The organism is Pseudochrobactrum sp. sp1633, from assembly GCF_030376605.1.
Classification (GTDB): Bacteria; Pseudomonadota; Alphaproteobacteria; order Rhizobiales; family Rhizobiaceae; genus Pseudochrobactrum.
In genome coordinates this window covers 19,840-39,386 of the sequence record NZ_JARRAE010000003.1, presented here as the reverse complement: position 1 = coordinate 39,386, position 19,547 = coordinate 19,840, and the positions used below count along the sequence as shown (strand labels likewise).

Sequence of the window (19,547 nt, the reverse complement as noted above, 5' to 3'; positions counted from 1 at the left end):
AATGTGGCTCACGCTTAGCCCATTCCCATGTCGGGTGGCAATATCCCACTTGTCGTGAAGCCTCCATTGCCAGTAGGCGATATACTGTGACGTAAAACGGCTAAAGCCCCATTTATATCGTTTAAATACTAAAAAGCCGCCCGAAGGCGGCTTTAAAATCAGATTATCTCTTTGAAACATGGCATTGAAGCCAAATACTGTCTGTTATCTTTTTTGAAACCGCCCCAGCACACAGACCGGAACATTTTCATCTTTCCCCAGAACAGTTTTAAATAGCAGTGCCGATTGCAAGTTCAGAAGCACCGTCCATCTTGTAAATGTCATCGCGGAACTGCGGAATGCCGTCACCGGTTGACCATGCAGAGATATAAACGAAATACAGCGGCACAGGATCGGTAATCTGGATCGGATTGTTTTGTCCGCTCTTGATTGTGTCCTCAATGGTCTGGCGATCCCAGCCCGCTGTGTTTTTCAAAAGCCACACATCCAGATCGCGGATATTCTGCACACGGATACAACCGGATGAGTCAAAACGCATCAGATTATTAAACGTACCCTTCTGCGGTGTATCATGCATATAAACCGCATGCGCATTATGGAAGTTGATTTTGGTAGACGCCATCGCATTGATTTTGCCCGGATCCTGACGGAACATCAGCTTCACTGCGTCTTCTGTATTCCAGTCCACAGTTTCCGGCGGAACTTCCTGCCCCTGACCATTGTAGAGGCGGATCTTGTTCTTGGTCAGATATTGCGGATCCTTGCGCATCAAAGGAATGATATCTTTGCGGATAATCGACTTCGGTGCTGTCCAGTAAGGATTGAGGATCACTTCATGGATTTTAGAGGTCAGGATCGGTGTCTGACGGTCGATCTTACCAACAACGGCTGTATGGCGCTGTTCAACACGGCCATTTTCAACGGCCTCGATCTGCGCAGCCGGAATATTGACCATGACAAAGCGTGTCTGATCAACATTGGCAAGCGTGCCAAGACGCTGCAGGTTCGTATTAAGCTGGCCAAGGCGCACATCAGCGCTGACATTGAGCGCTTTATAAGTGACATCACCCATCACGCCATCGGCAGGCAGACCATGCCGTGCCTGAAAACGCTTCACTGCGGCGTCAACATAGGTGTCGTAAGAGTTTGACGCGCCGATACCCTCAGGCAGATCGCCGGAGATCATCAGACGCTGGCGCAGAATCGGAACAACCTGACTTTTCATACCTAAGCGCAGGCGTTCATTGCCCGGCACTGTCGGCCAGCCGCCATTGGCAACGATGGTGTTATATTGATTGATGGCCGCGCTGATATAATTCAGCGTCTGCGGGCTCATGATCGGCTGATTGGTCGCAATCGCCTTGGCGCCGCCGGTGCCGCGCGCATCGAATGTATCGCTCCAGTTACCGCGACGACCGGATGACAGCACATCATTGAGGCCGATGGCCTGTGCAAGAGCGCCGGTCGAAACAACCGGCACTGACAGTGCAGCCAGTCCCAGACCAGCCGCTCCGCGCAAAAACAAACGGCGGTCAAGCGCCTTGGATGTTTTGCCGTCTTTTACACTATGCTTCATTCTCTCATCCTTAATCCGCCGCAACAGGATTTTGCTCACAGACATAAAACAGATATTCAAACGTATCAGAGGTATTATCTAAGCGTTACGCAGCTCAGAACATCAAAAACCGGATACCGTTCCTGAAACTGCCTGAACTCAACAGCAGCAGAACTCATTGAACTGACACCAGTTCTGAACGCATATAATCGTCTGCCGGAACTACGGCTATAAACAGTTTTGTGGCTTAAACATGTCTGCAGGCATTCCGGCAAGTCAATATATTTCTCACATGCTGAAAAACACCATCGCCGCGAAGCTTAATCAGTGATTGTGGCCATTTCGCAACGTCCGCCTTATCCGCGTTTGTGCAGATGATTATGGTTTTGCAGTCTGCGTAACGATACATGCATGGATGCAAGCCGCGCTGTGTCCGGCACCTCCCTGCCTGCGCGGACAAGGAAGACATAAGTGTATAGCTCATAAAGGCCATCAGCAACACCCTGCCCTCTGGCAGTCAGTTCCAGCGTTGCAAGTTCCAGCCCCTCCGAATGCTGCATATTACCCGCAGATACAACATAGCCCTGCGCATAAAGACTGGCGAGAATGAAGACCGATTGCGGAGTGACTGGCTCAACCGTCCGCCAAAGCTGCGCGGTATCGCGAAGACCATTGCTGATACAAAACAGCATCAAGGCTTGCTCGGCACTTAAAGGGTAATCTGTATTATCGGAAAATGCTTCCGTGAAAAAAGCCAGAACCCGCTTGTAATGCCTGTTCAACTGCCGTTCGACTTCCAGACATAAGACCTGCATTCCGGAGTTCCGGTTTGCATTCCGGTCGTCCGGGTGTCGTTGTATAGAAACCGGCTCTTGCGTTTGCATTCAGCTTTGTCTCCGCCTAGAGCGTATCGCGTTTATTCTCACTCATGACGCTCGCTCTAGATTTTTTAATTGTCGCATGTTCGCTGACGCGCCATGCTTTAGTTCCGGCACAAACTCAACCTGCCCTAAACTGGTCGTTACAGATGACGACGAGCGTAAAGCTGAGTTTATCTGCCGGAACTTTAGGAAACAGCCGTGAACTTCCGCTTAAGCCACACGGCTAACAAGTGGTTAACAACGGATTATACATGAAAAGCTGAGCCAAGCCGCTCAGTGTACCGGTGTGGCCAGCGCACGTTTACCCTGCAAAAACAAACCGATGCGAAACGCCGCATAGATCAGCAGGAAAGCAATATTGAGCATGGCAAGAGAAGGAAAATATTCAAAGAACCGTGCAAAAACCGTGTAAATCAACGCCTGAGCAACAGCCGTGATCACCCATAGCACAGCGCCCCAAGATGCCCTGATCCACAAACCCGTCGCAACAATAGGCAAAGCGACTGCAAGACTTACGCAGGCTGCCTGCCACTGCCAGGGCATGAGATCGAACCGCCATAACAAGCCCGGATACAGCCCGATCAGCCGCAGCCAGTAATAAACACCACCGGCAAGACAGACCAGCGCCACAAACCGTACAAACAGAACGAACCAGCTATGCAGGGCTGAATCTCCCGTGCGTAATCTCAGCTGATCATCCATCATGCGGCTCTCTACCCTTGTTTATTGTCTTTAAGCGTTAAAAAATCCGGCAATTGCACCTGATCCAGTGATGCTGGGTTCCAGACAGGATTGCCGGTCTTGTCTATCAAAACAGCGCCGACACCGGCATAAAAATCATGCCCTTGCAGCAGAATCTCTGCCAGAGCGTACTCTATTTGCATCTGCCTATCCAAGCGGGCGCTGTAACTCAGCTCTTTATTTGCACGACTAAATGCTTCCGCATCCTGAAAAAGCGTAAAAATTGCCTTCAGACTAGTCGGGGAGCGCTTGCCCAGCACCCCTGTGATAGTTGCAGCTTTTTCATCACCCGCTTCTGCGGCCTGTACAAAATTCGCAATCGATTGCTCGATAGTCCTTGCCTCAAAGCATCGGGCAACGAGCGCTCTGTCCGCTTCCGGCATTTCCCAGTCCGGTGCGCTAAGCTGCATGCCCGATAATATATCATCGGGTTTTTCACCGGCGACCAGCCTCGTACACAGCTCCGTCAACTGTTCCGCTTGCAAGGCATGGGTGGCAATACCGCTGTTCAGACAATCGCCCCAGCGAATGGTCGAACCTGTAAGTCCCAGATAAAAACCAAACCTCTGCGGCAGCGCAGGCAGAAAAGCACTGCCGCCCACATCGGTGAAAAAGCCGATACCGCTTTCAGGCATTGCAAACAGCGTATTCTCCGTCACGATACGATGAGAGCCATGAACCGAAATTCCCGCGCCGCCGCCCATCGTAATGCCGTTGAGCAAAGCGATATAGGGCTTATTGTAAGCACCGATCAGGCGGTTAAGCCGATATTCATCCTGAAAAAAATCATAGGCAGGCTTGCCGCTTTTACCGGCATTATATGCGGCGACCACATCGCCTCCTGCACAGAAGGCTCGTCCTTCACCCTCAACGATCACCGATTTGACCTGCGGGTCATCAGCCCAGTGCAGCAGGGCGCGCTCCATTGCCAGCACCATTTTATGGGTCAGAGCATTCAGGGCTTTCGGGCGTGTTAGCCGGATCAGACCGACAGCGCCGCTTTGAGCGAATGTCATCTCGTCATCGCCGCCGAAATCAAGCGTAACACTGTTTTCATCACGCATATGATCTGTCCTGTCCATGACTTCATCCTCTCCCGCCCTGCATGAATCATTGCAGAGTAGCGCAAGCGCGGCAATGTTTCACACCTTAAAAGCTGTTTTTATCAAGCTGTGACCATGATTTGAGTGTTAAGGCTCCCTGATCTGGCCTGCGCAGTGTATCCGGCTCTGAAAATGAACCCGCACTGCCCCTCCTTACGCCGAAATACGGAAAAGGCATTATGCGTAGTATTGATGAAATCACTCAAAGCCGCCGCTTGCGACGCACCCGCCGCACTGAATGGTCACGCCGTCTGGTGCAGGAAAACACATTAAGTGCGAATGATCTGATCTGGCCGTTCTTTGTTTGTGAAGGCAGCAATGTTGCTACCCCGATTGCGGCAATGCCCGGTGTCAGCCGCTTTTCCGTAGACATGGCTGTGCGTCAGGCAGAAAAAGCCGCCAAGCTTGGCATTCCTGCGATTGCGCCTTTTCCCAATGAGTCTTCGCGTATCAAAACGCAGGATGGTGCCTATATTACCAATCCCGACAATCTGATCAATTCGGTGACCCGTGCGATCAAAAAGGAAATTCCGGAAATCGGCATTATCACCGATGCCGCGCTTGATCCTTTTACCACGGACGGCCACGACGGCATCTTACGCGACGGTATTATTCTCAACGATGAATCCGTTGAGATGGTTGTGCGCGGTGCACTCGCACAGGCTGAGGCCGGTGCGGATATTATTGCCCCTTCCGATATGATGGACGGCCGTATCGGCGCAATCCGTGATGCGCTGGATGCCAATGGTTTTCAGCATCTGCCGATCATGTCCTATGCGACGAAATTCGCCTCTGCCTTCTACGGCCCTTATCGTGAGGCCATCGGCACCGCAGGCGTGCTGAAAGGCGACAAGAAAACCTATTATCTTGATCCGGCCAATACGGATGAAGCACTGCGTGAAGCCGAGCAGGATGTGCTGGAAGGCGCTGATATGCTGATGGTCAAGCCGGGCATGCCTTATCTCGACATTATTCAGCGGCTTAAAAACCAGTTTTCTCTGCCGACCTTTGCCTATCAGGTCTCCGGTGAATATGCGATGATCAAAGCCGCCGGACAAAACGGCTGGATTGACGAAGAGAAAGTCGTGCTGGAAAGCCTGCTCGCATTCAAGCGTGCCGGATGTGATGGTATTTTCACCTATTTCGCACTGGAAGTGGCTGAAAAGCTGAAATCAGCTTAATTCAGAGCACTGCCCCTCGCTCAAGCGCATGTTGTTTCAGGCAGAATGCGCTTTTTTGTATTCTCGCGCTGGCCGGTCACACAATCTTGAAATGACTGCCGTGGCTCCCTATCTCCTTGTTTGTAAGTTTAAAAGGAGAAACCATAAGCCGATGAATGACCGAACAATCAATAATGATATTGTTCTGCCGCGTTTTGAAGACCGCCGCCTCTATGAAGGCGTGCGCACCAGACGCGTATTCGCCTTTCTGATCGACTATTTCATTGTGCTTTTGCTGTGTATCCCTGTCGCGATCATCATCGCCTTCTTGGGTATTCTGACGCTGGGTCTGGGTTGGATGCTCTATGGTATCCTGCTGCCGCTGGTGGCGCTGCCTTATGTATATTTTACAGTCGGCGGACGTAATAAAGCCACCACAGGTATGCGGATGATGGGCATTCGCATCGAGCGTATGGACGGCCATCCGGTTGACGGCCTGTTTGCGGTGGTTCACTCGGTCTTGTTCTGGGCTTCCTGCACAGTGCTTACCCCGCTGATCCTGCTGGCAACCCTGTTTCTGGATTACAAACGCGGCGTACACGATATGCTGCTCGGTGCGGTGATCATCCGTACCAATCCGTAACAACAGCGCGTATTGAATATGAACAGCGCGGGTATCTCCGCGCTGTTTGCATTACCAGCTTTTTTATTGGCTTACTTGCGCTATGAGTGGAACAATCACGAAAGCGGGATTTTACATCCTGCCGAATTCCACTATCATTAGAGCAGCTCCGGTTATGACTGAATCGTTGGAGCCGCTCTAATAATTTGTTTTACGCATTATCCTACGCGAAGGCGTTTTACCCTTTTGCCGGAGATGCTTTAATCATTCTGCAGGCCTTTTGACTGCACAATTTCAGACGTGAGTATCAAGTCGTCTTTATTGTCGTTTTGACGGGCAAATCATGACACAACATCAGCCGCAACCACAACAATTCTACCTCACCGCACCGTCTGAATGTCCGTATCTGGACAACAGGTCGGAGCGTAAGGTTTTCACGCATCTGGTTGGTAGCCGTGCGCCGGAACTCAATGATCTGCTGACGCAGGCCGGTTTTCGACGATCGCAGAATATCGCTTATCGCCCTGCCTGTGAAAGCTGCAATGCCTGCGTTTCCGTGCGCATTCTGGCCGGCGAATTCAAAATGACGCAATCCATGCGCCGTGTCTGGAAACGCAATCAGGATCTGGTCGGCTATGCCAGCAAGGCCGAGCCGAGTTCCGAGCAGTATGCGCTGTTTCATGACTATCTCAATCATCGTCATCAAAGTGGCGGCATGTCCGAAATGTCAGTGCTTGATTATGCAATGATGATTGAAGACAGCCATGTGAACACGCAGATCATTGAATATCGTCTGCGCGGTGTTGATACGATGATCACCGGCAAAGGCGAAGGCCCGCTGATTGCTGCCGCCCTCACTGATGTGATGGGTGATGGTGTATCAATGGTATACTCGTTTTTTAACCCGCACCTGGCTGACCGGTCGCTGGGAACATTCATCATTCTTGACCACATCATGCGCTGTAATGCGCTGGGCTTGCCGCATGTTTATCTCGGCTACTGGGTCAATGGCTCTGAAAAGATGCACTACAAAACCCGCTACAAACCACAAGAACACCTGACCTCTAACGGCTGGCTGCGCACTGATATTGCGGAATAAATAAAAACGCCCCGTATGAAATCATACGGGGCGTTTTATATTGAATAATAAATTCAGTACATTAAGCAGCAAGCTTAAGAAAGAGATTCATTGCTATCGGTATTGGAGCATGAAAAAATCAATCCGCTGAACTGATTTATGCGCAAAGGCGCTTCGCACCTTTACAGCAAATGTGTTAGGCCTTGCGCCCTACTTTATAAGCCATGCCGATAGAAGCAGGTGTTACCGGTGCAAAGCCGTATTTTGTATAAAGATGCTGCGCAGGGCCATCAGCAATCAGGCTGACATAGGCGCTCTCTGGCGCATTTTCATCGAGATAAACCATAATCTCGGTCATGATCAGCTTGCCCAGCCCCTGCCCCTGCTGTTCCGGCAGAACCGCAATATCGCAAACCTGATAGGTTGTGCCGCCGTCGCCGATCACACGCCCCATACCGACAATCTTGTCACCATCTGTAATCTGCACAGCGAATAGTGTGTTCTTCAGTCCGCGCTCCGCAGCTTCAGCGGTTTTTGCGCTCAGGCCGCTCGCAGCGCGCAAATGGCAATAGGTCTGCACATCCGGAACCTGACGCAATACCTGATATTTTGATTCAACCGGCATAATTAACTACTTCTTCCCATTATCAAAAAAGGTAACAGAGCAGGCCCCTCCCAGCCGGAACCCGCTCTGAATTTGTTTTTACGATGCAAACTTACCGGTGCGCGGGAAACCTTTCGGCACCATACGTCCGGCAGAAGCACGCGCCGCTGTCCACTCCAGCAATTCTTCTTTGCTGCGTGTGAATGTGCGGTCTGCTGAATCCTGCCATGTCAGCCCCTGATCCATTGCAAAAGTGCGGATATCGGACACGCCGCCATCCTTGTATTTCTGCAAACGCACACCTTTACCGCGCGACAGTTCCGGCAGTTCAGACAGCGGGAAGACCAGCATTTTGCGGTTTTCACCAACAACAGACACCGTATCACCGGTTACTCGCTGGCAGATCTTCATCTCATCCGGCAGCTTCACATTCATGATCTGCTTACCCTTGCGGGTATTGGCGATCACTTCGCTCTCATTGATTATGAAGCCATAACCTTCATGGGATGCCAAGAGCAGCTTTGCACTCGCATCATGCACAAAGGCAGTCAGGATATCCTGATCATTGTCCATATCTACCATGATGCGGATCGGCTCGCCGTGACCACGGCCACCCGGCAAAGTATTAGCGCCAATGGTGAAGAATTTACCGCCCGTTGTGGCAACCACAATCTTGTCTGTCGTTTCCGCATGGAAAGCCAGCTTCAGCTTGTCGCCCTCTTTGAAAGACAGCGTTGAGAAATCTGCCAGATGCCCCTTCATGGCACGCATCCAGCCTTTTTCAGATACCACAATTGTAACCGGCTCACGCTCGATCATCGCCTGATGAATATCTTCCAGATCATGGCTCGGCGCTTCGGCAAATTGTGTGCGGCGTTTGCCCAGCTTGGTTTCCGGACCAAAAGTCTCACGAACCTTTTTGATCTCAGTGCTGATGGTTTTCCATTGCTTGATTTCCGAACCGAGGAGCTCTTCAAGCTGCGTTTTTTCCAACGTCAGGCCGTCAAATTCCTTACGGATTTCAAACTCTTCAAGCTTACGCAGCGAGCGCAGGCGCATATTCAGGATCGACTCGGCCTGCATATCGCTGAGGCTGAAAACCCGCATCAGTTCCTGTTTCGGCTCATCTTCTTCACGAATGATGCGAATAACTTCATCCAGATTGAGATAAGCGATCAGGTAACCGCCCAAAATTTCAAGGCGCTTAACAATCTCATCAAGCCGGAACTGCGAGCGCCGGATCAAAACCTCTTTGCGATGATCAAGCCATTCTTTGAGTACCTGACCAAGCGACAGAACATTCGGCACCCGCCCGTGGGACAGCACGTTCATGTTCAGGGAAATACGGCTTTCAAGCTCTGTGAGCTTGAACAGCGATTCCATCAGCAATTCAGGATCAACCGTGCGGTTTTTCGGCTCAAGCACAATGCGGATATCTTCGGCCGACTCATCGCGGATATCGTCGAGCAAAGGCAGCTTTTTAGCCAGCAGCAGCTCGGCGATCTTTTCGATCAGGCGGGATTTTTGCACCTGATACGGAATTTCGGTGATCACAACCACCCATGTTCCGCGACCGAGATCTTCCTTTTCCCATTTCGCGCGCACGCGGAAAGACCCGCGACCGGTGCGATAGGCTTCAAGAATATTCGCCTGAGGTTCAACGAGCACACCACCGGTCGGCAGGTCGGGTCCCGGCACCAGCTGCACCAGTTCCTCAATCGTTGCCTGCGGATTGCGGATCAGCAATAATGCCGCATCGCAAAGCTCCGCCACATTATGCGGCGGAATATTGGTGGCCATACCAACGGCAATACCGGAAGAGCCGTTGGCCAGAAGATTTGGGAAAGCACCCGGCAAAACGACTGGCTCTTCATCTTCTTCATTATAGGTCGGGCGGAAGTCGATGGCATTTTCTGTAATACCTTCGAGCAGCAAAGCCGCAACGTCGGTCATACGCGCTTCGGTATAACGCATCGCCGCCGGATTATCGCCGTCGATGTTACCGAAATTGCCCTGCCCGTCGACCAGAGGATAACGCACAGCAAAATCCTGCGCGAGACGCGCCAGCGCATCATAAATTGATGCATCGCCGTGCGGGTGGAATTTACCCATTACGTCACCGACAATACGCGCGCATTTTGCATAAGCACTGCCCGGATTGAGTCGCAGCAGACGCATAGCATGCATGATGCGGCGGTGAACCGGCTTCAGACCGTCGCGCACATCCGGCAGCGCACGATGCATGATCGTGGACAGCGCATAGGCCAGATAGCGCTCTTCAAGCGCCGATTTCAGATCAACCGTTTCAACGTGATCGTCGCCGCCAGAAGGCGGAATCAAATTTTTTCCCATGATTCATGGTTAGCAAGCGGCTGATTCTGCGGCAAGTCAAGATGTGTTTACACCCGCAAAACGGTCAGGTTTTCCGCATTATTCTCGTTATTACATCAAAAATACATCGAATATGCCAACAGATTTTATCTGATACCCAAGTGTGACTTGCAGTGACAGAAACCGGCTGTTACGAAAAAGACAAAATTGTCATGTTATAGGCAAGTACAGTATTTCGCATGTAAATATAGGCAATCACCCAAGGAGCCTTCTTATGTCGGTTATGAAACCGCTTTATACCGCTACCCGTACACTTTCCGTTGCTACAGCACTCACTGTGATCTTTGCAGGTTCAGCCTATGCACTGGACGGAAATGATGTTGCAAAGCGTTTGCAGGCCCGTTTTGAAGAACAGGGTGCAAAGATCGAATTCAGCAAAGTTGATACTGACGGTTCAACAATCACTCTGCGCGACACCAAGATTGATTTCAAAACGCCTGAAGTTGAATCTATCGCTGTTGGTGATGTTGTGCTTTCCGATGTCGCTGAAGATGGCAAAGGCGGCTACACCGCTGAGAGCGCCACTCTGCAGGACATCGAGAAAAAAGACGATAAAAGCACCTTTGTTGTGAAGGGCATTGAAATCGGCAAAATCCATCTGGCATCAGATGACGAACAGGACCCTGTTGTCAAAATGATGTACTACCAAACCATGAAGGCCGACAGCCTGACCGTCAGCGAAGACGGACAGGAAATGGTCAACATGAAAGACCTGTATGCCAGCTCAACACCTTATACAAAAGGCACCCCGATTTCCGTTAATTTCGGTGTGAAATCCATTGATCTCGACATCGAGAAAATGGACGCAATGCGCAAAAAAGCTGAAGAAACTGCCGATGCAGCAGATGCTGATGCGACAGAAGAAACAGCTGAAGATACAGCCACACCAAACCCGCTGCTTGATCTCGGCTATAAAAAGCTGAGCATGGTTGTAACATCCACAGCCGCATGGGAGCCGGAAAAAGGCGATTTCTCCATCGACAAAATGGAGTTTGACGTCAAGGATGTTGGCAAGCTCGACACCACAATGAAGCTTGGCGGCTATGATGTTAAATTCATCAAGGCAGTTCAGCAGGCGAGCGCCGAACTCAACTCCAATAAAGAAAACTCCGATGCCGTTGGCATGGCTATGCTTGGTCTGATCCAGCAGCTTTCCGTCAGCGACCTGTCGATCCGTTATGACGATTCATCCCTCACCCCTAAACTGCTGGAATATTATGCCAAGCAGCAGGGCATCTCGAGCGAAGATATGGTCAACCAGATCAAAGGCATTGCACCTCTGATGGTTGGCTATCTCGGCCATGCGGATTTCGCCATGCAGGCAACCACTGCGGTGAACACCTATTTTGATGATCCTAAGTCTCTGACAATCGCTGCTAAGCCGGAAGCGCCTGTTTCCTTCGCTCTGATTGCAGCAACTGCAACCGCTGATCCTAAGAAGCTTCTCGACCTGCTGGCCGTTAAGCTGACAGCCAATCAGTAAGATTGAGCGACATATAAACAAGAAAAACCCGGCTTTAAGCCGGGTTTTTTATTGCCTAAAACCGAGAGCATTTCACAGTCAAGTTGGGTCAACTTGACGGCCGTGACAATGCGACAAATCAAAGAATCCAGAGCGTGTGCCGCGACCCAATCTGGACGCAAACCGCTCCAGAACATAATTATTATGTGTTAGAGCGCCCAATGGCGAGCACGGCTCTGCGCAATAAAAAACGCCGCGTCCGTTAAGACGCGGCGTTTCAATATGTTACCCTTAAAAAGGATTAGTCTTTTTTCAGCGGGTTCACGCGGATATGCAGATCACGCAGCTGAGCCGGTGTTACTTCCGCAGGCGCGCCCATCAGAAGATCAACAGCCTGCTGGTTCATCGGGAACAGCGAGATATCGCGCAGGTTCTTTGCACCAACCAGCAGCATAACCACACGGTCGATACCGGCAGCCATACCACCATGCGGAGGCGCGCCGTACTGGAATGCACGGTAAAGGCCGCCGAAGCGATCTTCCACATCCTGCTGACTCAGACCAACCAGTTCAAACGCCTTGACCATCACTTCAGGAAGCTGGTTACGGATCGAACCGGATGCGATTTCAAAACCGTTACAAACCAGATCGTACTGGTAGGCTTTGAGCGACAGCGGATCCTGCGTTTCCAGCGCTTCCAGACCACCCTGCGGCATAGAGAACGGGTTATGAGCGAAGTCGAGCTTCTTGTTATCTTCGTCCCACTCATAGAACGGGAAGTCGATAATCCATGCCAGTTCGAAACGATCACGGTCGGTGAGGTTCAGTTCATCACCGGCGCGGTTACGCGCATCACCGGCAAATTTATAGAACTTCGATGGCAGACCAGCCACGAAGAAGCAGGCATCGCCATCTTCCAGACCCATCTGGGTACGGATCGCTTCAACGCGTTCTTCACCGATATTCTTGGCAATCGGGCCTGCGCCTTCAAGCTTGTCGCCTTCTTTACGCCAGAAGATATAGCCGAGACCCGGCTGACCTTCACCCTGCGCCCATGAGTTCATGCGATCACAGAAAGCACGCGAACCACCGGTTTTGGCAGGGATAGCCCATACTTCAACCTTAGCGTCATTGGCGATCATGTTCGCAAAAACTTTGAAGCCCGAGCCGGCGAAATGGTCAGTCACAGCCTGCATTTCGATCGGGTTACGCAGATCAGGCTTGTCCGAACCATAAGTACGGATCGCATCATCATAAGCAATACGACGGAACTGCTGTGTCACCGGCTTGCCATCGGCAAATTCAGTGAAAATATCACGCATCACAGGTTCCATTGTCTCCCAGATTTCTTCCTGAGTGACGAAGCTCATTTCGAGGTCGAGCTGGTAGAATTCACCTGGCAGACGATCAGCACGCGGATCTTCGTCGCGGAAGCATGGTGCAATCTGGAAATAGCGGTCGAAACCGGCCACCATCAACAGCTGCTTATACTGCTGCGGCGCCTGCGGCAGCGCATAGAACTGACCTTCATGAATACGGCTTGGCACGAGGAAGTCGCGCGCGCCTTCAGGCGAAGAAGCAGTCAGGATCGGCGTGGTGAATTCGTTGAAACCGATATCGTTCATATGACGACGCATCGAAGAAATAATCTTGGTGCGCTTCATGATGTTTTTGTGCAGCGTATCGCGGCGCAAATCGAGGAAGCGATACTTCAGGCGAATATCTTCCGGATAGTCCGGCTCACCGAATACCGGCAGAGGCAGTTCCTTGGCAGCGGCCAGAACTTCGATCTCTTTGGCAACGATTTCGATTTCACCGGTTGGCAAATTCGGATTCACAGCCTCGCCTGCACGCGCAGTTACTTCACCGTCAACGCGGATGACCCACTCACCGCGAACAGTTTCAGCAACTTTAAATGCCGGGCTTTCCGGATCAGCAACGATCTGGGTCAGACCGTAATGGTCGCGAATATCGATAAAAAGGATACCGCCGTGATCTCGGACACGATGAACCCAGCCGGAAAGACGAACTGTCTGGCCGACATCCGACTTGCGGAGGGCTTCGCAGGTATGGCTGCGGTAACGATGCATGTTATCTGCCTTCAGAAGAGTGGTAAAAAACGTAAAATCGAGGATAAAATCTGATTTTTATGTTGTCGGACAAGCGCATTTTGGCCGCAAAAAGTCAAGAGTTAGACCCTTATACAGCCAAATTGATTCAATCTGAATGTTCTATAACCGGTCTCAACTGCGAGCAACAGACAACATAGAGCGCATTCCGAAAAGTGTTAAACGGTTTTCGGCGCAAAATGCACGCAAAACAAAGGGACGAAGCATTTCCAACTGTCCAATCTGAACCGGAAATGCTTCAAATCGAAGAATCGTAGTTAAGTCACAATATATGTGATTTTTAAGTTTAGTTTTCCGCGACAAAGCAATTGTGATTGGTTATAGAAAAACAATGGAACTGATTACGACGACACAAGGTCTTGAAGAGGCCGTTTCACAGCTTTCAAAATCTGCTTTTGTGACTGTGGATACCGAATTCATTCGCGAAACCACTTTCTGGCCGGAGCTTTGCCTGATCCAGATGGCATCGCCGGACACGACAGCTCTCGTAGATGCACTGGCACCGGGAATTGATCTACGTCCGTTTTTCGAGCTGATGGCAAACAAGGCGATCGTCAAGGTTTTCCATGCCGCGCGGCAGGATATTGAAATCGTTTTTCATCTCGGCAATCTGATCCCTGAACCGGTGTTCGACACACAGGTTGCGGCGATGGTTTGCGGCTTTGGCGATGCGATCTCCTATGATCAGCTGGTCGCCCGCATTACCGGCGTTAATCTGGACAAGTCGTCCCGCTTTACCGACTGGCGCCGTCGCCCGTTGAGCGACAAACAGCTGGATTATGCGCTGGCCGATGTTACGCACTTACGCGATGTTTATCTCTATTTGCAGGATCGCCTGACAAAAGAAAACCGCGGCGACTGGGTGAGCGAAGAAATTCGCATTCTCACCGCCCGCGAAACCTATGACGTGCATCCTGACGATGCATGGAAGCGTCTGAAAATCCGCCTGCGCAAGCCTGCTGAACTGGCCGTTATGCAGCGCGTTGCCGCATGGCGTGAACGTGCTGCACGCGAGCGCAATGTTCCGCGCGGACGCGTTATCAAAGATGACACGATACAGGAAATCGCCCAGCAACAGCCGCGCGACTCTGAAGCACTGTCACGGCTGCGCACCATTCCGAAGGGCTGGGAGCGTTCGGCCTATGCCAACGGGCTGGTTGAAGCCATCAATGATGCTTTGAGCTTATCAAAAGAGGATATGCCGCGCCTGCCGAAGCAATATAACGCACCGGAAGGCACAGGGGCTGCTTCTGATGTTCTGAAATTGCTGCTCAAAATCATCACGGAAGATCATGGCGTGGCTGCAAAAGTTGTCGCCTCATCCGATGATATTGATCAGATTGCCGCCAAGGGCGATGCTGCTGATGTACCGGCGCTGAAGGGCTGGCGCCGTGAATTGTTCGGGGAAAAAGCACTCCGGATGATCGAAGGTAAAATCGGTATCAAATTCGAGAACCGCAAGATCAAGGCAGTCTCACTGGATTAACAATGGACCACGCAATCAAAGTCAGCGTCTTTCTGGGCATCAGTCTGGATGGTTATATTGCAGGCGCTGACAATGACTTGTCATGGCTTTCAGCAGTCGAAACTGACCTGCCGGAAGATACCGGCTATAATGCACTTATGGCTAGTATTGACGTGCTGGTTATGGGGCGTAACACCTATGAAACCGTGCTGACATTCGGCTTCTGGCCCTATGAGGGCAAACAGGTTGTTGTGCTGACCAGCCGTCCACTCGCTCCACTTCATGGTGAAACCAGCTTTAATGGCTCACTCCGCGAACTGCTGACAGAACTTTCGGCACGCGGGCTTAAGCATGTCTATCTCGACGGTGGTAATGTTGTGCGCCAAGGCCTGCAACAGCAACTGGTCGATGAACTGACCTTAAGCTGGGTGCCAGTCACAATCGGCAAAGGCGTACGGTTATTTGACGGCGATATGTCCATGAACCATTGGAAGCTGACAAGCCATCAGGCTTTTCCGAGCGGGCTGCTGCAAGGGCGTTATAAATTCGATAAAGCGATGTAAAAAAGCCGGTTCTCACGAACCGGCTTTTTTATTCATTCAACCGCAAACGCTATATTTTGCTCTATTCAATTGCAAAACGAAGTGTTTTGCCGGTTACCTTAGCCAGAACATTCAACCGGTTATCCAGCCGTTCTGAGACCAGATCGCGATAAGCTTCCGGCACCACCAGCGCCAATGCATCGCCGTCTTCACGCAATTTAAGCTGCGGTATAACCCCTGGCATCGACGCGGAAAACAGATAAACTACCCGCAACAAAGCCCCCAGAATGCGCGCACGCTCACGAAGACGCGGCGTAGCAATGCGAATGATTTCAGGTGCAACCTCATCATCCATCACACCTTCATGGCGGTAGTAATTGGCCAGCGCCATATAGGCGCGCCCCGGATGATCAATACCAATGAAAGAACCGTGAGCAATAATATTCAGCGCCTGCGGCCCGCGATAATCGGGATGCGCCCGCCAGCTGATATCGGCCAGAAGACAGGCCGCACGACGATAGCGGCTTTCATCCTCGGTCTCGTCATAACCCAGCTTCTCAAAGGCATAGCCTGTCCAGTCAGCCAGCTCATGAGCATGGCGCGGCGAACGCGAGCGCAGCACAGCCTGCTCTTCGGCAGCGGAAAGCAACGGATCGAGCTTCTGCTCTTTTTTGGCTAACAGCGAATAGAGATAACCTTCACGCACACCCATTGCCGAAAACACGATCTGCGCGGGTTCCATACGCTTCACAACTTCCATCAGCACTGTCGCACCATAGGACAACAATTGCCGGCGGTTTTTCGACACAGCCTCAATGCCGCGCATATGGTCAATGTCAAACCGCGCCACACGGTAGAGGAAGTGATAAGCGTCTTCCGGATCCATCGCATAGCCATGCATAACATGGAGCGGATAATGTTTGGCGCTCATATGCAGTTTGGCGAGATTTCGCCATGTGCCGCCCACCGCATAGAATGTGCGCCCCTTTCCTTCTTTCAGGAAAGAAACATCGCCGACATATTTGCGGGTAATTTTGGCAGCTTCTGTAATCTTGCCGCCGGATAAATCCTGAAGGCGCAAGCCGCCCAGCGGCAGTGTAATACCGCTGCCAATTGCTTTATCCGGATTGTCCCCATGCACATCCACCAGCTCAAGACTGCCGCCGCCAAGGTCACCGGCAATACCGTCAGGATGATGAAAACCGGAAATAATACCGAGCGCGGAATAATAAGCCTCTTCGCGTCCGGACAGGATCTGAATGTTTTCACCCAGAATTTCTTCCGCCCGCGCAATAAAGTCAGGTCCGTTTTCAGCCTCACGGGCAGCGGCGGTAGCAATCGTATAGATTTTTGTCGCACCGGCCTGTTTGGCGAGTGCACGGAAACGCCGCAGCGCTTCAAGCGCACTGGCAACCGACTTGTCATTCAGACGACCGGTTTGTGCCAGCCCCTTGCCCAGGCCGCTCAGAATTTTCTCGTTAAAGAAAATCGTCGGAGAACGCACAATACCTTCATAGATAACCATACGCACGGAGTTGGAACCGATATCAATGACTGCGACCGGTTCCAGACCTTTCAAACGGCCCTGTGCCAGTGTCAAAGTCATGCGTTACGGTTTCGCTCTGCGCGAACGCGGTTGTGGCGCGCAATCAAACGCGGTGCTGACGATTTCAGAGACTTGCCGCGACCGGACAGGCTGGGATTGGTCATGAAATATTCCTGAGCGTTAAAAGCTTCTTCCCCGTCCACGGGTTTAATCCGCTTGGAGGTTCCGTCTGAAAGTACCTCAAAGCTTTGTTGATTATCGTAGAGATTTGCAAGCATAATCTGCGATAAAATCTGTTGATGCACGGTCACATTTGTAACAGGCACCAGCGTTTCTACGCGACGGTCGAGATTTCGCGGCATCATATCCGCTGAGCTGATATAGACAATCGCCTCTTTTGACGGCAAATCCTGCCCGTTACCGAAGCAAAAAATACGCGAATGCTCAAGAAAACGGCCGACAATTGATTTAGCGCGTATATTTTCAGAAAGCCCCGGCACTTGCGGACGCAGACAACAAATACCACGCACCACCAGATCAATTTGTACCCCTGCACTGCTGGCTTTATACAGTGCATCAATAATCTGCGGATCAACCAGCGAATTCATCTTCATCCAGATCGCCGCCGGCCGACCTGCTTTCGCGTGCTCAATCTCATTTTCAATATGGCTCAGTATCCGGCGGCGTAACGTAAAAGGCGAGATGGCCAGCTTCATGCCATCGGCCGGCTGCGCATAGCCGGTGATGAAATTGAAAATATGAGCCACATCGCGGGCAGTATCCGCATCTGATGTGAAGAAGGACAGATCGGTGTAAATCTTCGCGGTGATCGGATGATAATTACCGGTGCCAAGATGCACATAGGAGCGCAGTTTTTCGTCTTCACGACGCACAACGAGCGACATTTTAGCGTGGGTTTTCAACTCGATAAAGCCGAACACCACCTGTACGCCCGCGCGTTCCAGATCGCGTGCCCAGCGAATATTCGCTTCCTCGTCAAAGCGGGCTTTCAGCTCCACCAGCGCGGTCACCGACTTACCGGCCTCAGCCGCATCAATCAGCGCACGCACAATCGGCGAGTTGTTAGACGTGCGGTAGAGCGTTTGCTTGATCGCGAGCACATTCGGATCAATTGCAGCCTGACGCAAAAACTGCACCACCACGTCAAAAGATTCATACGGGTGATGGACAACAATGTCCTTCTCGCGAATTGCCGCTAAGCAATCCCCGCCATGCTCGCGGATGCGCTCAGGAAATCGCGGATTGTAAGGGATGAATTTCAGATCATCGCGGGGAATACTGACAATCTCTGAGATCATTGTCAGTGCCAGCAATCCCGGCAGAATACTGACACGGCTCTCGGACACACCGAGCTCCATTGTCATAAAGACCCGCAGCGCCTCCGGCATATCACTGTCAAATTCAATGCTGATCACCTTGCCGCGACGACGGCGCTTCAGCGCTGTTTCAAAATGGCGTACCAGATCTTCAGCGTCTTCTTCCACTTCAATATCACTGTCGCGAATGATGCGGAATGTACCGGCACCACGCACTTCGTATCCCGGAAACAGGCGTTCAATAAACAGGCTCACCACATCTTCAAGCGTGATGAAGCGGTAGGTTCCGGACTCTGACGGTATCTGTACAAAACGGCTGAGCGCGACCGGCAGGCGCAACAGCGCCACCATCGGATGCTTGTCCGTTATGCGGGACAGTTGCAGCCCCATCGAGAAGCCAAGGTTCGGAATGAACGGAAACGGATGCGCAGGATCAAGCGACAATGGTGTGAGAACCGGAAAAATCGTATCCAGAAAATGATGTTCAAGCCATTTCTTGTCATGTTTTTTCAGGCGGTCAGAGCGGATAATCTCAATCTTTTCCTGTGCCAGTTCATGACGCAGCATTTGCAGCGTTTCCTGCTGCGCAGCCTGCAAGGTTGCAACCTCTGCCAGCACGAAATCCAGCTGTTCCTGCGGCGTGCGGCCATCGGCCGAGCGTGTGGCCACGCCTGCTCGCACCTGACCGGCCAGACCGGCGATGCGCACCATAAAAAACTCGTCTAGATTGGCAGCCGAGATCGACAGGAAGCGCAAACGCTCCAAGAGCGGTTGATGCTTGTTCACCGCCTCGGCCAGAACACGCTTATTAAACTGCAACCACGAAAACTCACGATTGACAAAACGCTCAGGGCTTTCAAACAAATCCGGAACCATGCTTTCCGCATGCCCGCCCGCAGCAGCGACAATTTCTGTTTTTGCGACTAATGCCG

Annotated in this window: 15 protein-coding genes; 6 read left to right on the top strand and 9 right to left on the bottom strand. The window is 51.5% G+C overall.

Annotated elements, in window-relative coordinates:
• Positions 1-268: 268 nt before the first annotated feature.
• From P8H26_RS04050 to P8H26_RS04035, 4 genes are all read right to left on the bottom strand, one after another.
• A complete protein-coding gene (locus P8H26_RS04050; RefSeq protein ID WP_289631594.1) occupies positions 269-1,576 on the bottom strand; it encodes a murein L,D-transpeptidase in 1,308 nt (435 codons plus the stop codon).
• A gap of 335 nt (positions 1,577-1,911) precedes the next feature.
• Positions 1,912-2,370 carry a hypothetical protein gene (locus tag P8H26_RS04045; RefSeq protein ID WP_289631592.1) on the bottom strand — a complete coding sequence of 153 codons (459 nt, stop codon included), beginning with the start codon at positions 2,368-2,370 and terminating at the stop codon, positions 1,912-1,914.
• A gap of 339 nt (positions 2,371-2,709) precedes the next feature.
• Positions 2,710-3,141: a DUF6163 family protein gene (locus tag P8H26_RS04040; protein WP_289631591.1), complete on the bottom strand. Its 432-nt coding sequence runs from the start codon at positions 3,139-3,141 to the stop codon at positions 2,710-2,712.
• An 8-nt stretch (positions 3,142-3,149) separates the two neighbouring features.
• Positions 3,150-4,259 carry an enoyl-CoA hydratase/isomerase family protein gene (locus tag P8H26_RS04035; RefSeq protein WP_289631590.1) on the bottom strand — a complete coding sequence of 370 codons (1,110 nt, stop codon included), beginning with the start codon at positions 4,257-4,259 and terminating at the stop codon, positions 3,150-3,152.
• 200 nt (positions 4,260-4,459) lie between these two features.
• Between P8H26_RS04035 and hemB the strand changes: the two genes are divergently transcribed.
• The 3 genes from hemB (at position 4,460) to P8H26_RS04020 (ending at position 7,161) form a co-directional block, all read left to right on the top strand.
• On the top strand, positions 4,460-5,461 hold the full coding sequence (gene hemB / locus P8H26_RS04030; protein WP_289631589.1) for a porphobilinogen synthase: 1,002 nt from the start codon (positions 4,460-4,462) through the stop codon (positions 5,459-5,461).
• Positions 5,462-5,612: 151 nt separating this feature from the next.
• Positions 5,613-6,083: an RDD family protein gene (locus tag P8H26_RS04025; protein WP_289631588.1), complete on the top strand. Its 471-nt coding sequence runs from the start codon at positions 5,613-5,615 to the stop codon at positions 6,081-6,083.
• A gap of 322 nt (positions 6,084-6,405) precedes the next feature.
• Complete coding sequence (locus P8H26_RS04020) at positions 6,406-7,161, top strand: arginyltransferase (protein ID WP_289631587.1); 756 nt, start codon at positions 6,406-6,408, stop codon at positions 7,159-7,161.
• Between the two features lie 175 nt (positions 7,162-7,336).
• On the opposite strand, the gene P8H26_RS04015 is transcribed toward P8H26_RS04020, so the two are convergent.
• Complete coding sequence (locus tag P8H26_RS04015; protein ID WP_289631586.1) at positions 7,337-7,765, bottom strand: GNAT family N-acetyltransferase; 429 nt, start codon at positions 7,763-7,765, stop codon at positions 7,337-7,339.
• A gap of 78 nt (positions 7,766-7,843) precedes the next feature.
• Positions 7,844-10,096 carry a DNA topoisomerase IV subunit A gene (gene parC / locus P8H26_RS04010; protein ID WP_289631585.1) on the bottom strand — a complete coding sequence of 751 codons (2,253 nt, stop codon included), beginning with the start codon at positions 10,094-10,096 and terminating at the stop codon, positions 7,844-7,846.
• Positions 10,097-10,349: 253 nt separating this feature from the next.
• Here parC and P8H26_RS04005 point away from each other — a divergent pair, with 253 nt between their 5' ends.
• On the top strand, positions 10,350-11,618 hold the full coding sequence (locus P8H26_RS04005; RefSeq protein WP_289631584.1) for a hypothetical protein: 1,269 nt from the start codon (positions 10,350-10,352) through the stop codon (positions 11,616-11,618).
• A 280-nt stretch (positions 11,619-11,898) separates the two neighbouring features.
• Here P8H26_RS04005 and aspS read toward each other — a convergent pair whose 3' ends face one another.
• The gene (gene aspS, locus P8H26_RS04000; protein WP_289631583.1) at positions 11,899-13,686 is read right to left on the bottom strand and encodes an aspartate--tRNA ligase; all 1,788 of its coding nucleotides are present in this window, start codon (positions 13,684-13,686) and stop codon (positions 11,899-11,901) included.
• 370 nt (positions 13,687-14,056) lie between these two features.
• Here aspS and rnd point away from each other — a divergent pair, with 370 nt between their 5' ends.
• Positions 14,057-15,211 carry a ribonuclease D gene (gene rnd, locus P8H26_RS03995; RefSeq protein WP_289631582.1) on the top strand — a complete coding sequence of 385 codons (1,155 nt, stop codon included), beginning with the start codon at positions 14,057-14,059 and terminating at the stop codon, positions 15,209-15,211.
• A 2-nt stretch (positions 15,212-15,213) separates the two neighbouring features.
• Positions 15,214-15,753 (top strand): dihydrofolate reductase family protein, encoded by a 540-nt coding sequence (locus P8H26_RS03990; protein ID WP_289631580.1) that lies wholly within the window; start codon positions 15,214-15,216, stop codon positions 15,751-15,753.
• 61 nt (positions 15,754-15,814) lie between these two features.
• Here P8H26_RS03990 and ppx read toward each other — a convergent pair whose 3' ends face one another.
• Complete coding sequence (ppx, locus tag P8H26_RS03985) at positions 15,815-17,338, bottom strand: exopolyphosphatase (protein WP_289631579.1); 1,524 nt, start codon at positions 17,336-17,338, stop codon at positions 15,815-15,817.
• Positions 17,335-19,491 carry an RNA degradosome polyphosphate kinase gene (locus tag P8H26_RS03980; RefSeq protein ID WP_374708226.1) on the bottom strand — a complete coding sequence of 719 codons (2,157 nt, stop codon included), beginning with the start codon at positions 19,489-19,491 and terminating at the stop codon, positions 17,335-17,337. Before P8H26_RS03980 ends, ppx begins: the two co-directional genes overlap by 4 nt.
• Positions 19,492-19,547: the final 56 nt, after the last annotated feature.